The sequence below is a fragment of the Halomonas marinisediminis genome, from assembly GCF_004347715.1.
GTDB classification, from domain to species: domain Bacteria; phylum Pseudomonadota; class Gammaproteobacteria; order Pseudomonadales; family Halomonadaceae; genus Halomonas; species Halomonas icarae.
Genome location: NZ_SLTR01000002.1, coordinates 206,023 through 219,453 on the forward strand (window position 1 = coordinate 206,023; position 13,431 = coordinate 219,453).

Below are 13,431 nucleotides of genomic sequence, written 5' to 3' on the forward strand. Positions count from 1 at the left end.
GGCCATGAGAGTGTGGCAACTTTTCACAACTCGCTTTTCACAAGCCGACGTGTCGCCCAAGGGAGTCAGATGTACAAGGCTTGTACACGACTGGCCACTCTCGGCGCCCGGCGATGGGGCTGCTAGAATGCGCGCCTCGCCGCAGGCGGTACAAACAATGGCCGGGAGGAGAGCAGGGTGACATACGATGTCGTGGTGATCGGCGCCGGCGCCGCTGGGCTGATGTGTGCCCTGAACGCCGGCTATGCGGGGCGGCGGGTGCTGGTGGTGGACCATGCCAACAAGGCCGGCAAGAAGATCCTGATGTCCGGTGGCGGGCGTTGCAACTTCACCAACCTCAACTCCACACCGGCCAACTTCTTTTCGGGCAATCCCCACTTCTGCATCTCGGCGCTCAAGCGTTATCGGCCCGAGCACTTTCTGGAGTTGGTCGAGCGCCATGGGGTCGAGTATGTCGAGAAGGCCCCGGGGCAGCTGTTCTGCGCCGATTCCGCCAAGGAGATCCTGCGCGTGCTGCTGACCGAGTGCGACTGGGCGGGAGTGGAGATCCGCCTGAAGACGCGTATCGACTCGGTCGAGCGCCTGGGGGAGGGCGTTCGCCTGGCGACCTCCGCCGGCACGTTCGATGCCGGGGCGCTGGTGGTGGCCAGCGGTGGTCTCTCGATTCCCACCATGGGGGCCAGCGGCTTCGGCTACGAGATCGCCCGCCAGTTCGGGCTGGAGGTGACCGATACGCGCCCCGCGCTGGTACCCTTCACCCTGACATCCCAGTGGAAGGCGCGAGCCGAGGCGCTGGCCGGGGTGAGCTGCGAGGTAGAGGCCCGTTGCCGTGAAGGGCGCTATCGCGAGCCCATGCTGTTTACCCACCGCGGCCTGTCGGGCCCGGCCATGCTGCAGGTCTCCAGTCACTGGCAGCCCGGTGACGAGATCGTGATCGATCTGCTGCCCGGCCAGGACGCCTTCGCTGCGCTGTGTGCGGCGCGTCAGCAGACGCCGAAGCGGCGCCTCTCTACCTGGCTGGGCGAGCGCCTGCCCAGGCGTCTCGCCCAGGCGCTGGTGGAGTGGCAGAACGATGACGGCGTGCTGGCCGAGTGTGGCAATGCGCGTCTGCAGGGGTGGGCCGAGGCGCTTAATCGCTGGCGCCTCAAGCCCGCCGGCACCGAAGGGTGGCGCACCGCCGAGGTGACCCTGGGTGGGGTGGATACCAGTGCGGTATCGTCCCGTGACTTTGCCGTGGCAGGGTTGCCACAGCTGCGTTTCATCGGGGAAGTGCTGGATGTGACCGGCGAGCTGGGGGGCCACAACTTCCAGTGGGCCTGGGCCAGCGGTGTGGCCTGCGGCCAGAGCCTGTAAGTCCTGGCTCGTCTTCAGCCGAGGTAACGGCCGCCGGCGGCGATGGCGCTGGTCAGCAGGCCGAGGAGCAGGTTGAGGCCGACCAGTCGACGGATTATCGCCAACTGCTGGCCGCCTTCCGGCCAGGCCTCGGCCACCACGGCGCGTTGCAGACGCTGCCAGGGCACGAACCACAGGTGCAGATAGATGGCCATCATGGCCAGGCCCAGCGCCAGCATCAGATGGATATGCCAGCGGGCTCCGCCCATGCCACCGAATACCGCGAAGAGCATCCACAGGCCGGTGGTCAGCAGGACTGCCACGGCGGCCCACACCCAGGGGAAGAAACGCGTGAACACGCCGCGCCACAGGGTCAGCCGAGCGGGTGGCTCCAGCTGGCTGGCGGCCACGGGGCGCAGCACGACCCAGGCAAAGAACATGCCGCCAACCCAGACCACGGCGGCGAGAATGTGCAGGGTGATGGCGAGCGTCATGCCAGACTCCTCGGGCGACATCGGGTGAACGGGGGATTACCCTGTCGGCAGCTTATCTCAGCCTGGGGTGCCTGCCCAGCGGGGCAGTCGAGCGCGCTGGCCGCCGTCGGCATCCCGCGGCATCATGGTCGACGCCTGGCTTGACGGAGACCCGGACGATGAAGAAAGTGCTGTTGGTGGCCCTGCTGGCCCTGGCGGGGCTCACCTGGCTCGAGGGGCAGTGGGAGGGGCGCGGCAGTGCGGAGCTCCCTGCCGTGGAGCAGCGTCTGCCGGGGCAGGCGCAGATCGAGGCGACCCTGCGGCTGATCGAGCGTGGCGGTCCCTTTCCCCACGACCAGGATGGCACGACCTTCTTCAACCGCGAGGGCAGGCTGCCGAAGGAGCCGCGGGGCTACTATCGCGAATACACAGTGGAGACGCCCGGCCTCTCCCACCGTGGAGCACGGCGTATCGTGACCGGCGGCAAGCCTCCCGAGCTCTTCTACTACACCGATGACCACTATGACTCGTTTCGGGTACTGGAGGATCGACGTTGAGCACAACGAGCGAGAGCGAGGCCCTGGCACGCTATTTGAGCGATCCGGCCCACGCCGGGGTGTACCGTCTGGAAGCGGCGCGGATCGAGGCGCTTGTACCGTCAGTGAGCGAGAAGAGGGGATCTGCCGTTGCAGGGGCTGAGTGGCGTCGGCTTCCGGCGGCGTCGTACTGGAGCCGCGAGGCGCTGCTCGATGGCCTGGCAGCGAGCCTGGCCTTTCCCGACCACTTCGGGCGTAACTGGGATGCCGCCTGGGACTGTCTGACGGAGCTTGGCTGGGGCGAGGAGCGGGCCCTGGTGGTGCTGGTGCCCGCGGCACCCGCCGATGAGGCCGCCATGGCGGCCTTCGTCGAGTTGATGCAGGATGCCGCCGAGCACTGGGCGGCCCGCGGTCATGCACTGGTTACGCTGATGCTCAGCGAGGCTCAGGTGGCAGGCGCGCTGCAGGCCGTGCCCCTGTTACCGCGGGGAGCAAGCGAGGTGTGACTCGCCGGATGAAGATGTCGATGCCTAATGAGGATGTCGCCGAGAAGCCTCAGCGCAACAGTCGACGCAGGCGGTTGAACATGAGTGCGCTTGCCGTTGCACGGCGACCATAGCGTATCAGCCGACTATGGTTCTTGCCGATCCCCAGCATCAGCACTCCCCCCATGGCATAGAGGGGAACCTTGAAGCGCATCAGTGCATGCCAGCCGCTGTCGATCGATTCGCCGGCGGTGTGCCAGCGGTTTGCCGCGACCAGGATATCCACCCGCTGCTGTTCGATGCGTGACTCCAGCTCGGCCTTGCGTTGCGCGCGGCTGAGTGGCGCTCCGTCTTTAGCCGCCATGCCTGGCCTCCCTGCGCTCCTGCTCCAGCAGCTCACGGTCGGTGGCGAGATGCTTGAGGGTGCTGGCCAGCAGGGTACGCCTGCGCGCCAGCTGCATGACGCGCAGACAGAGCAGCAGACCGCCGGAGAGCAGGACTCCCGCGCTGATGGCGATGGCGGTCAAGCGGTAGCTGTCCCAGAAGAACACGATCACCAGGGTGGTGAGCACCCCGATACCGAGCAGCAACAGGATCAGGGCCAGCCCCGCGAGCAGCAGCAGGCCGACCAGGCGGGCGCGTTCCTCTTCCAGCTCCAGCACGGCGAGACGCAGGCGCGTCTCGCCGCTGGCCACCAGGCTGCCGAGCAGGCGCCTGCCGGCGGTAAAGACACGCTGAGCCGGTCCCTGGCTGGATGCCATCAGCGCCGCCCGATCAGCATGCCGATCACGACTCCTACGCCGGCGCCGATACCGATGCTGGTCCAGGGGTTGTCGCGGACATAGCGGTCACAGGCATCGACCTGATGATCGATGGTTTCCCGGGCGTCACCATAGAGGCGCTCGCCGCGGGCCTCGAGGCGGTCGCGCGTCTCCTTGAGCCGCTTCTCGGCACGTTCGCGCAGCTCCTTGATATTGCCGCGTGAATCATCGGCGGTGGCGCTGACCATCTCCTCGATGGTCTGGGTGAGATGCTGCAGGTCTTCCTTGAGTTGCGCGTTGGTTACCTGATTACGATTGGCCATTCGAGTCTTCCTGTGACGGTGGGTGACAGGTCCAGCATAGCAGCCGGCATACGGCTTGGCAGTGTCCCCGCCCTGGCGCTGACAAGGACTACCGCAGCATGCCGCTATTGGGAGAAAACAGCGGATTGAGGCTGAATCCCAGGCTGAGGCGTTGAGTGTCCTGATCGTAGTCGATCAGGCTCTCGCCGTAGCCATGGTAGTACTGTACATGGGCACGGACTCTGCTGTCGAAGAGCGGCCAGGAGTAGTCGAGCTGCCCGCCCATATGGCCGGCGCCGGGGTTGCCGCGCAGCAGCAGGCTGAGCTCGTCCTCACCGAAGCGTCGGGCGAGGGTGATGTCGCCATAGCCCATGTAGCGCTCGATATCTGGATTGTCGTCGTCACCGGTGGTTTCCGGCAGGCGATAGTGCGGCGCCAGGCTTACCGCCCAGTTGCCACGCTGGAAGACTGTCTCCAGGTAGAGGCGGTTCCAGCTACGCGACAGCTCGTTGGAGCGACCGTTGGATTGATGATTGATGGCCACGCGGTTGCGTATATTGGCCCAGCCAAGCACCTGCCAGTCGTTGTCGAAGCTAAGGAACACCTCGGGCTCATAGTTGGTCTCGCGGAACGGCGAGGAGTCGTCGGTGTTATAGGCCTGCCACCAGCTGCGCTGGGTATAGGCAAAGTAGAGATCGCCGGTATCGCCGAACAACCCCTCGGCAAGGGCGACCTTGGCGCTGAACTGAAATTTCAGCTCGCTGCGCTCCATCCCACCCTCACCCGTCAGGCTCGCGTAGGCAGCGTGGTTGGGCTTGCGATTGTAGGTGAGTGGAAACAGATAGTTGCGCCGATAGGCGGTGATGGCATACGGATTGCGATTCGAGGCCTGCTCCAGCTGGCGCCGGCCTGCGGCCTCGGCCACGGCAACGTCGCCCGGAGCGAGCTGTGTCTCCGGGGGCCAGGCGAACTCCCCGGCGCCCGGTATGGTACCGGCTGGCTGGGCATCCATGGCGTCTAGTCTGGCCTTTACCGCGGCGGCCTCGGTGTGCAGCTCGGCCAGGCGCGCCTCCAGCTCGGCGCGGCTGGCTGCGTCCGGTGCTGCCTGGGCCGTGCCGACGATCAATAGAGCTTGTAAGGCAAGGGCTGCGGGGCGAATCGGCAGGCGCATGGTGGCTTTCCAAGGGTGAAAGAGGTGGATGATCGTTCTACCACGCCCTGATGACAAGTCAACCGACCGGGAAAATCACGATTGCCTTGCCGAGGGTCGGAGCACAGAATCGACAGCCATGAAAACGCAACGGGAGAGGGGCGTGAGGACGGCAACAGCGGGAAGTGCCAGGCAGGACAGAGGATACTCAGCGGCCTGCTGGTTACTGAGATGGGGCGTGTTGGGGTGGCTGCTGCTGGCCATGGCATGGCCGGCTCTGGCCCAGCAGACGCCGTTGCCCGAACGGGCCGCCGTAGAGGAAAGGCTGACGGCCCTGGAGGAGAGCGCCGGTGAGGCTGCCCCTTCCGGTGAGGAGCAGGCCACGATCGAGCTTCTCAACGCGACACTCGCCGACCTTGATGCCCTGGGCGAGGTCGAGAAGCGCCGAGAAGCGCTAGAGACGCGAGTGGATCAGGCGCCCGAAGTGCTGCTGCGTCTGGAGCGTGAGCTGGAAGATGAAGCCGCCACCGATCGTGCGACTGCCACCGAGCTGGATGAGCTCACCCTCGAAGCACTGGAAGCACGCCAGCAGCGAGCGGTTGTGGAGCTGCAGCGTCTTCAGGATCGCCTCGCCGAGGTCAACGCGCAGCTGCTGACGGCTCAGACCCTGCCCGAACGCGCTCAGCAGGCCATCGCCGAATCGATGCGTCGGGTCGAGCAGGCGAGGCGCGATCTCGACGAGTTGGATGTCAACGATATTCCCGCGGATGACCCCAGGCGCTGGCGACGCCAGGTGGCTCGTGCCCTGGCCGAAGCGCGGCTGCTCTATCATCAGCGCGAACTGGGCACCAATACCCGCCTGCGCGATCTGGATCAGCAGCGTCAGGAGCTGCTGTCGCGGCAGCAGTCACGCCATGAGGCGAAGCTTGCGTTGTTGCAGAATGTCATCGAGCGCAAGCGACGGCTGGCCTCCGAGCAGGCCATTGCCGATGCGGTAAGAGACGATCCGCTCCTGGAAGAGGGACACCCGGTGCTGGCGAGTGCTCAGCAGGTGAACCGTGCCCTTAGTCAGGAGCTGCTGCGCGCCAATGATCGCAGCAGTGTACTGGTGCGTGACAACCTCACGCTGCGTAGCCAGCTTGATCAGGTGCGCCAGCTGGAACGTAGTCTCAACGAGCAGATCGAGGCGATCCGTGGCTCGACGCTGCTGGCGCGCATCCTGCGTGAACAGCGGCGCGCACTGCCCCAGGTCACCACGCGACGCGATCTGCAGGATGAGATCGCCGATCTGCGTCTTCGCCAGTTCGATCTGGCGAATCAGCGTGATCAGCTGCGCGATGGAGAGCGTCTGGCGAGGCAGCGTCTGCAGGAGGCCGGGGTGGCGAGCAGCGAAGCACTGATCGACTCCCTGAAACGGCTGTACCAGTCGCGGCGTGAGCTGGTCGATCGTCTCGAGCAGATCTACGGAAGCTTGCTGAGCTCGGCCATCGAGTTGCAGCTCAATCAGCAGCAGCTTAGGGAGACGACACAGGGCCTGCGCGCCACCATCGACGAGCAGCTGTTCTGGGTCGCCAGCACGCGCCCGCTGGGGCTCGCCTGGCTGCGCCAGCTACCCGACAATCTTGCCCTGGAGTGGCGTGAAGGCGAGTGGCGGCAGGCCTTGCCCACCACCTGGAGTCTTCCCACGACGGGCGCCTTCACGGGACTGCTGCCCCTCCTGCTGGCAATTGGCCTGCTATGGAAGCGTCGGCGCATCCAGGCGCGCCTGGCCGAGCTGCATGAGCAGATCGGGCGACTGCGCAGTGATACCCAACTGCATACGCCGCTGGCGATATTGCTCAATGCGCTGATGGCCGCACCGGGTCCCCTGCTGCTGACGGCGGCCAGCCTGGCGCTGCTTGTCGGTGGGGATAGCACCGCCCAGGCGTTGGGCAAGGCCGGGCTGGAGATCTCCCTGGCCTGGGGGGTGGTGGCCTGGTCGCGTCGATTGCTGGTCTCCGATGGGGTGGCCACGACCCACTTCCACTGGCCAGCAGACTACGCCCTGCGCCTCTATCGACAACTGGGTTGGCTGGGTATCACCCTGGTGCCGGTGCTGGGGATCGCCACTCTGGCCCGTGAGTCGGAGTTCGGCCTAAGCAACCGCCCGCTGGCGCTGGGCCTTCTATTGCTGGGCCTGCTGGTGATGAGCGTGAAGATGGCGCGGCTGATCATGGCCCATGCGCCGTTCTTCGGGATCAAGCTGTTTCGCTTGGTGCTTGGGCTGGCGATGGCGGCTGTGCCACTGGTCCTGATCGGGCTGGTGGTGAGCGGGTTCGAATATACTGCGCTGAGCCTGGTTGGCCGCTTCGTGATCACGCTCTATCTGTTGGGTCTATGGATCCTGGTCGAGGCGGCGGTAGTGCGAGGACTGGCGGTAGCGGCGCGTCGTCTGGCGTTTCGTCGGGCACTGGCGCGGCGGCGAGCAGAGGGGAAGGAGGGGGCCGAAGGCGGTCCCGAGGTTGTCGAGGAACCACCACTCGACATGGAGCAGATCAATCAGCAGTCGTTACGCCTCTCAAAGCTGATCCTGTTGATCGGCTTCGTGTTGCTGTTCTACCTGGTGTGGGCCGACCTGCTGACCGTGCTGGGTTATCTGGAGACGGTGGCGATCTGGGGCGAGGAAGGCGACGACCTGGTTACCGACGCCTTGACGGTGGCGGACGTCTTCACGGCGCTGCTGATCGTGGCGCTGACCATGATGCTGGCACGCAACCTGCCGGGATTGCTGGAGGTCAGTGTATTGTCGCGTCTGGAGCTCAAGCAGGGTAGCGCCTACGCCATCACCTCGCTGCTCACCTATACCATTATCGGCACCGGCCTGGTGTCATTCCTGGGAACCCTGGGGGTGTCGTGGGACAAGCTGCAGTGGCTGGTGGCGGCGTTGGGCGTGGGGCTAGGCTTCGGGCTGCAGGAGATCTTCGCCAACTTCGTCTCGGGGTTGATCATTCTCTTCGAACGCCCCGTGCGTATCGGCGATACCGTAACCCTGGGCAACCTTACCGGTACGGTGAGTCGTATCCGCATTCGCGCCACCACGGTGACCGACTTCGATAACAAGGAGATCATCATTCCCAATCGGACCTTCGTCACCGATCAACTGATCAACTGGTCGCTCTCGGATACCGTGACTCGAGTGGTGCTTAGCTATGGGGTGGCCTACGGCTCCGCACCTCAGTTGGTGCATCGCCTGCTGCGCCAGGCGGCCGAGGAGAATGCACGAGTGTTGGCCGACCCGGAGCCCCAGGTCTTTTTCGTCGCGTATGGGGCGAGCACCCTAAACTTCGAGCTGCGTATCTTCGTCAATGCCCTGGGGGACCGACTATTTGCCACCGACGAGATCAACTCGCGGGTCGGCGAGCTGTTTGCCGAGCATGGCGTCGAGATCGCCTTCAATCAGCTCGATGTACGACTGCACCGTGCCGTCGATGGCGTGGAGCGCAGGGTCGAGCGCCGAGATTCCGCCCGGCTGGTTGAACGCCACCCGCCCCCCGGGGCCTACGGTGATCCGGGAGACATCGAGACGGGGGATGCCGATGATGCGGGCGAGGGCGGCCTGGATGGGGAAGCGGATAGCGGTGGGCGCTGAGTCGCATGGCCTTGGCACTCAGCCGCGTACGGCGTAAAGCAGGAACTCGCGGTTGCCGTCGCCGCCCCGTATCGGGCTCTCCTGCCAGTGCTGGATGAGCAGATTGGCGTCCTGGCAGCACTGGCGAATGCGTGCCTCCACCTCGGCATAGCGAGCGGCGTCACGAACCACTCCCTGGGAGTCGACCCCGCCGGGCCCGACCTCGAACTGTGGCTTGACCAGGCTGATCAGGCGTCCGCCAGTGGCCAGCAGGGAGGCGAGCTCGGGCAGGATCAGTGTCTGGGAGATAAAGGAGACATCCATCACGGCCAGGTCAGGGGCACCTGCCCGCTGGGCGGCCAGGACCTTCGTCAGTCGTGCATCCGAGGCCATGGCGCGGGCGTTCAGCCCCTCCAGGCAGGTGACGCGGGAGTCATCGCGCAGGCTAGGGTCGAGCTGGTCATGCCCCACCTCGATACCGATCACGTGTCGAGCGCCATGGGCCAGGGCGCAGTCGGTGAAACCGCCGGTGGATTGCCCCACATCCAGCACCAGCTGATCCTCCAGATAGAGCCCCAGCGCCTGGATGACCGCTTCCAGCTTTAGCCCCGCCCGGGACACATAGCGCTCCTCCGGATCATCCGCCACCGTTAGCCGGGTATCTTCCGGCAGCTTCTCTCCCGGCTTGGTCAGTATTCGACCGGTCCCGGCGAGGCTCACCCGGCCATGGCGAATCAGTCGCTGGGCGCGGGTGCGTGAACGGGCCAGGCCCTGGGTAACGAGCAGCAGGTCGAGGCGAGGCATGGGGGCTCCGGGCGGGAAAAGGGCGCCATTATAGCCAGCGGAGAGTCTCCGTTGCAGCCTCGGGAGAGCCGCCGTTTTTAGGCGGCTGCTGGGTGAGCGACCCCCACGGCGCCGGCATCACGGCGAGTTGCCCGGCCCCTCGGCGGCTTGCAGATCGGTGGATGAGATGCGGTCGGCCCCCCAGCTGCGATAGAGGTAGTCGGCGACCCGGTCCAGCTCGCTCTGACTGACCTCGGCCAGCTCACCGCGCTCCAGCGGGTCGTAATGGAAAATATAGAGCCGCGAGGCGAACTGATCGAAGGGCAGGGAGGACTCGCCGAAGCGCTCGCCATGGTCGGCGGTGCTGACCTGGATGCCGTCACCCCAGTCCTGGCCGCTGTCATTGTTGGGGTTGAAGAAGTAGACGCGCATCACCTCGGAGGGGTCGAGGTTGACCCGCAGTATGGTGATGGCATGCCAGCCGATAAAGCGGGCGGCGCTGTCGGTGACCGCAATGCCGACGGGCTGAGGGTGAATCAGCGGCTGATTGCCGTTGTAGTAGGGGTGATAGCTGGCATAGAAGTGCCGCAGGAAGGCGTCCAGGTCCTGGATCTGGCCGGTGGCCACGTCGACATTGATGCGAAAGCCGCGTCCCGACCACCAGCCGTGGAACTCCGGGTTGACCCAGCGGTGAGGGTCTCCCTCGCGGCCGATGCAGCGTCGACCCATCTCGGCATAGATGCGGTCCAGATGGGGCACCACGATCAGCGATACCGGATCGAGGTCCATGGGCAGGCTCTGGGCCACCCCCGATAGGCTGGCCATCGAGGAGAGCGGCATGCCTTCGAAGTGCATGATGATCTCGTCGTCCCGGGCCGCCCAGGCTACCATCTGCAGCAGGTAGTCGGGGTCGTTGTAGGCCCAGATCGAGAGCGCACGGGCGGATTGACAGGTCGGGTTGTTGCCTTGGCCGATACCCAGCGGCTGACCGAGCATGCACAGTACGCCCTCGAGCAGTCGAGCGCGCGGCGAGACGGCCTCGCCGAAGGCCAGGTTGAGTCTCGCCTTGGACCACTCCGAAAGCGACAGGCTCAACTGGCGCCACATGGCCGGTGCGACCGGGGGTTGATAGAGGATGCCGCGCTCGAGCATCAAGGCCAGGCCGTAGGCGGCCTGGGGGGTGGCAGAGTGTACGCCACCACGAATCAGCGCCGACACCAGCTCGCGATAGCAGAGCAGGCAGTCTCGGCCGGTGGAGGAGAGGCCCAGCGCCTCTGCCAGCAGGTGGTCGTTGTGCTCCAGCAGGTGGCGCAGCAGCACGGGATGGTAAGGGGAGACCAGGCCGGTGTCGTGCATCGCACGGGCGAAGCCGGTGGCTTCACCCTGCAAGGCGGTCGCATCCATGCTGGCCAGTCGCTCGCGGTAGACCTCCAGGCCGGGGTCCTCGCGACTGGCGCGGGTAGGGCCGAACAGCGAGCTGACCAGGCGGTCGGCTCCCTGGCCGCTGGCGCCCAGATCGATCGTCGGGTCGGCCTGACAGATGGCGATCTGGGTGATCATCTGCTTGACCGGCCCGACCTGGATCGGGCGCTGTTCGAGGATTCGCCAGATCTCGGCGATCAGGCGATCGATGATATGTTCATAGCCGATACGCTCGGCCAGATGGCGAAATAGGTGACGGGGCACCTGGGCGAGCCGGCCCTGGGTTTCGCGTTCGGCTTCGCTGGGGGCGCCGAACAGCAGCCACAGGTTGATGGCCATCGTCTGGGTCAGATAATGGTGTGCCTGTTCCGCGGAGACCACGGGATGAAGATACTCACCCTTGGCGATCGCCAGAAGGCGCAGCTCACTGAGTGTCTCGATCACCACGACGTTGGGATCGGCACTCTTCAGTGCATGGGTGGTGAGGGTAGGAACCAGATACTGGGGGGTCTCCCAGTCGGAGCCGGTGAAGACGCCGGCCTGTTCCAGCCGCTGGGCGCGCGCCTCGACGGCGGCGGCACCGCCCTCCTGAAGCAGCACGCGGCGCGCGGTATCGAGTACCCGGGGTAGTTTGCCGGGCTTGGCGAAGTCGCGCGCCTCTTCCAGCAGAGTGATCGCCGCGTCGAATTTTTCCAGCAGAAGCTGAAGCTTGGTATCGTCGGGTGGCGTGGTACCGCCACCCGCTTGAGTGTCGTCATGCGTTGTCACGCTGACTCCTTGTCGTTAGGTCGTCATGGCTTCCCATGACGCCTAGATCGTGCGAGGAAATCAAGCTAACGCCCTGGTTGAGGCATTGGTTGAGACCTCAGTTCACACATAGAAGTCGAGCTCTTCCAGGTGCTTGAGCAGCTCCTTCATGCGTGCCGCTTCGTCACCCTTGAAGTAGACCAGCCCCCAGTGCGTGCCGAAGGCGGTACGCTTGGTGACCGTTTCCTCCAGCGGCGGCGTGAGCTCGTGGGATTCGAAGTAGGGGTCATCCTCGACCTCTTCTGGAATCTCCAGCTTGCTGACCACGCGAAGCCGCGGGTATACCCCGAAGCAGCCGGCGTAGCCATCGGCGTCCTCGACCTCCCTGGGGAAGAACTCGGCGACCTCGTCCGGCGTGCTCTTGGGATCGAACACCAGCATCGAGGCCTGGTAGGCATTGAAGCCGTAGACCCGCTCGAGCAGCTCGAAGACCTTGAAGCCCGGCGGACGGTAGGCCACCTCGCCGAAGTACATCTCGCCGTCATTGGTGACGAAGTACTCGGGGTGGATCAGGCCAAACTCGATGTCGAAGGCCTTGATCAGCTTTTCGATCTGGGCGGTGATCTGGGGGCGGTACTTCTCCAGTTCCGGCGAGGCCGGCACGAACACCGAATACCCCAGGGTCACGTACTCGGAGATATTGAGGAAGACGATCTTGCCGTCATGGATCCACGCCTCGACCGCAAACTCCCAACCATCAAGGTGAGACTCCATCAGCACCGGGAACTCCTCCTCGGGGATGGTATCGACCTCGTCAGGGGTACGGATGACCCGATGACCGAGGCAGCCGGCCTTGTCGAACGCCTTGAGGTGAATGGGATCGTTGGGGTCGCCGTCGAGCTTGAGCAGGGTCTGGTTGACCCGCTTCAAAAAGCGGATGACGTCGTCCTTGTCGTGGGCCTCCTCAAAGATGCCGACGCGGATGCCACCGAGCTGGGCGCGGCGTTTCATCAGCGCCTTGTCGCGCAGCAGTAGCGACTGCCCATAGAGACGCGGGTTGTCGAGCAGCACCGAGTTGATTGCCCCCGCCCACTCCACGGTCTCTTCGAAGAGCGGGATGGCCACGTTGACGCCCATCTCCTTGAGTGTCTCGGCGATCTCCATGGAGCGATCATTCAGACGCTCGAAGTTCCAAGGCACATAGGGGATATCATGTTTTTGGCAATACTCCTCTGCCCAGTCGGGCGCCACCACGACATAGCGTCGGTCGAAATTCTCGGCGGCTTCGATGGCGTTCAGGCTCCAGCCCAGCAGAGCGATATAGCCCTTGTTTGGATCCTTCTTCATGCGGCGCCTCCTGTTATTGGCGATGGAGTAAGCCTCCCCCAACGTTTGCTTGTAGAGATGATGACGTAAGGAAGGTGTACCCTCATCCTACATCACCGGGCGCTGACCGACATCCGTGCGGAATTAACGCCTTGTCACGACCGTGACCCTTGCTTGCCTCGTAGCACGCTGCTATAGTGCGCCCGCACTCGAACGAGGCGCTGGTGGTAACACATGCCTATCGCCTCCGACCGAGCCGACATCCTCGCGATGTTACGCTGTGGTGGCCCCGTCGGTCCTCCCGCAACGCTAAGCCGCAAACCCCGCCAGGCCCGGAAGGGAGCAACGGTAGTGGTGGACGCGTGTGCCGGGATGTGGCTGTCGGGGCCGCCTCCATTTCAGACGGACCGGTGGCTGGATCTGCGCCTGAGCCTCTTCTTCTCCCCTCGTTTTTTCTCCTGTCTCCTTTTTCTACCTCTCGCGATCCTTGGTCTCGTCAACACCTAC

General features: G+C 64.8%; 12 protein-coding genes and 1 other RNA gene. 5 read left to right on the plus strand and 8 right to left on the minus strand.

Annotated features, from left to right (window positions below; translation table 11 throughout):
- Positions 1-177 precede the first annotated feature (177 nt).
- Positions 178-1,353: an NAD(P)/FAD-dependent oxidoreductase gene (locus E0702_RS02745; RefSeq protein ID WP_132041424.1), complete on the plus strand. Its 1,176-nt coding sequence runs from the start codon at positions 178-180 to the stop codon at positions 1,351-1,353.
- Positions 1,354-1,367: 14 nt separating this feature from the next.
- Here E0702_RS02745 and E0702_RS02750 read toward each other — a convergent pair whose 3' ends face one another.
- Positions 1,368-1,826, minus strand: a complete 459-nt coding sequence (locus tag E0702_RS02750; RefSeq protein ID WP_132041425.1) for a CopD family protein — start codon at positions 1,824-1,826, stop codon at positions 1,368-1,370.
- A 158-nt stretch (positions 1,827-1,984) separates the two neighbouring features.
- Between E0702_RS02750 and E0702_RS02755 the strand changes: the two genes are divergently transcribed.
- Both E0702_RS02755 and E0702_RS02760 read left to right on the plus strand, forming a co-directional pair.
- Positions 1,985-2,362, plus strand: coding sequence for a ribonuclease domain-containing protein (locus tag E0702_RS02755; RefSeq protein ID WP_132041426.1), 378 nt, complete (start codon positions 1,985-1,987; stop codon positions 2,360-2,362).
- Positions 2,359-2,847: a barstar family protein gene (locus tag E0702_RS02760; RefSeq protein ID WP_132041427.1), complete on the plus strand. Its 489-nt coding sequence runs from the start codon at positions 2,359-2,361 to the stop codon at positions 2,845-2,847. The genes E0702_RS02755 and E0702_RS02760 overlap by 4 nt, the downstream gene beginning before the upstream one ends.
- Positions 2,848-2,896: 49 nt before the next feature.
- On the opposite strand, the gene E0702_RS02765 is transcribed toward E0702_RS02760, so the two are convergent.
- The 4 genes from E0702_RS02765 to E0702_RS02780 all read right to left on the minus strand — a co-directional run bounded on the left by E0702_RS02765 (position 2,897) and on the right by E0702_RS02780 (position 5,060).
- Complete coding sequence (locus E0702_RS02765; protein WP_132041428.1) at positions 2,897-3,190, minus strand: YqjK family protein; 294 nt, start codon at positions 3,188-3,190, stop codon at positions 2,897-2,899.
- Entirely contained in the window at positions 3,180-3,587 is a 408-nt protein-coding gene (locus E0702_RS02770) for a phage holin family protein (protein ID WP_132041429.1), read from the minus strand. Before E0702_RS02770 ends, E0702_RS02765 begins: the two co-directional genes overlap by 11 nt.
- Complete coding sequence (locus E0702_RS02775; RefSeq protein ID WP_132041430.1) at positions 3,587-3,910, minus strand: DUF883 family protein; 324 nt, start codon at positions 3,908-3,910, stop codon at positions 3,587-3,589. The genes E0702_RS02770 and E0702_RS02775 overlap by 1 nt, the downstream gene beginning before the upstream one ends.
- An 88-nt stretch (positions 3,911-3,998) precedes the next feature.
- Positions 3,999-5,060, minus strand: coding sequence for a phospholipase A (locus E0702_RS02780; RefSeq protein WP_132041431.1), 1,062 nt, complete (start codon positions 5,058-5,060; stop codon positions 3,999-4,001).
- Positions 5,061-5,178: 118 nt separating this feature from the next.
- Here E0702_RS02780 and mscK point away from each other — a divergent pair, with 118 nt between their 5' ends.
- Positions 5,179-8,667: a mechanosensitive channel MscK gene (gene mscK, locus E0702_RS02785; RefSeq protein WP_439952320.1), complete on the plus strand. Its 3,489-nt coding sequence runs from the start codon at positions 5,179-5,181 to the stop codon at positions 8,665-8,667.
- Between the two features lie 18 nt (positions 8,668-8,685).
- Here the strand turns inward: mscK and E0702_RS02790 are convergent, their stop codons facing one another.
- From E0702_RS02790 to E0702_RS02800, 3 genes are all read right to left on the minus strand, one after another.
- Positions 8,686-9,450, minus strand: coding sequence for a TlyA family RNA methyltransferase (locus E0702_RS02790; protein ID WP_132041432.1), 765 nt, complete (start codon positions 9,448-9,450; stop codon positions 8,686-8,688).
- Between the two features lie 117 nt (positions 9,451-9,567).
- Positions 9,568-11,619: a hypothetical protein gene (locus E0702_RS02795; protein WP_132041433.1), complete on the minus strand. Its 2,052-nt coding sequence runs from the start codon at positions 11,617-11,619 to the stop codon at positions 9,568-9,570.
- Positions 11,620-11,721: 102 nt separating this feature from the next.
- Complete coding sequence (locus E0702_RS02800; RefSeq protein WP_132041434.1) at positions 11,722-12,945, minus strand: ATP-grasp domain-containing protein; 1,224 nt, start codon at positions 12,943-12,945, stop codon at positions 11,722-11,724.
- 269 nt (positions 12,946-13,214) lie between these two features.
- On the opposite strand from E0702_RS02800, the gene ffs reads away from it, so the two are divergent.
- An RNA gene (ffs, locus tag E0702_RS02805) (signal recognition particle sRNA small type) lies at positions 13,215-13,311 on the plus strand.
- Positions 13,312-13,431: the final 120 nt, after the last annotated feature.

Bases quoted from the DNA above. Each gene is read 5' to 3' on its own strand.
- E0702_RS02770 (WP_132041429.1), bottom strand. From the start codon at position 3,587: ATGGCATCCAGCCAGGGACCGGCTCAGCGTGTCTTTACCGCCGGCAGG.
- E0702_RS02800 (WP_132041434.1), bottom strand. From the start codon at position 12,945: ATGAAGAAGGATCCAAACAAGGGCTATATCGCTCTGCTGGGCTGGAGC.
- mscK (WP_439952320.1), top strand. From the start codon at position 5,179: ATGAAAACGCAACGGGAGAGGGGCGTGAGGACGGCAACAGCGGGAAGT.
- E0702_RS02765 (WP_132041428.1), bottom strand. From the start codon at position 3,190: ATGGCGGCTAAAGACGGAGCGCCACTCAGCCGCGCGCAACGCAAGGCC.
- E0702_RS02750 (WP_132041425.1), bottom strand. From the start codon at position 1,826: ATGACGCTCGCCATCACCCTGCACATTCTCGCCGCCGTGGTCTGGGTT.
- E0702_RS02790 (WP_132041432.1), bottom strand. From the start codon at position 9,450: ATGCCTCGCCTCGACCTGCTGCTCGTTACCCAGGGCCTGGCCCGTTCA.
- E0702_RS02775 (WP_132041430.1), bottom strand. From the start codon at position 3,910: ATGGCCAATCGTAATCAGGTAACCAACGCGCAACTCAAGGAAGACCTG.
- E0702_RS02780 (WP_132041431.1), bottom strand. From the start codon at position 5,060: ATGCGCCTGCCGATTCGCCCCGCAGCCCTTGCCTTACAAGCTCTATTG.
- E0702_RS02755 (WP_132041426.1), top strand. From the start codon at position 1,985: ATGAAGAAAGTGCTGTTGGTGGCCCTGCTGGCCCTGGCGGGGCTCACC.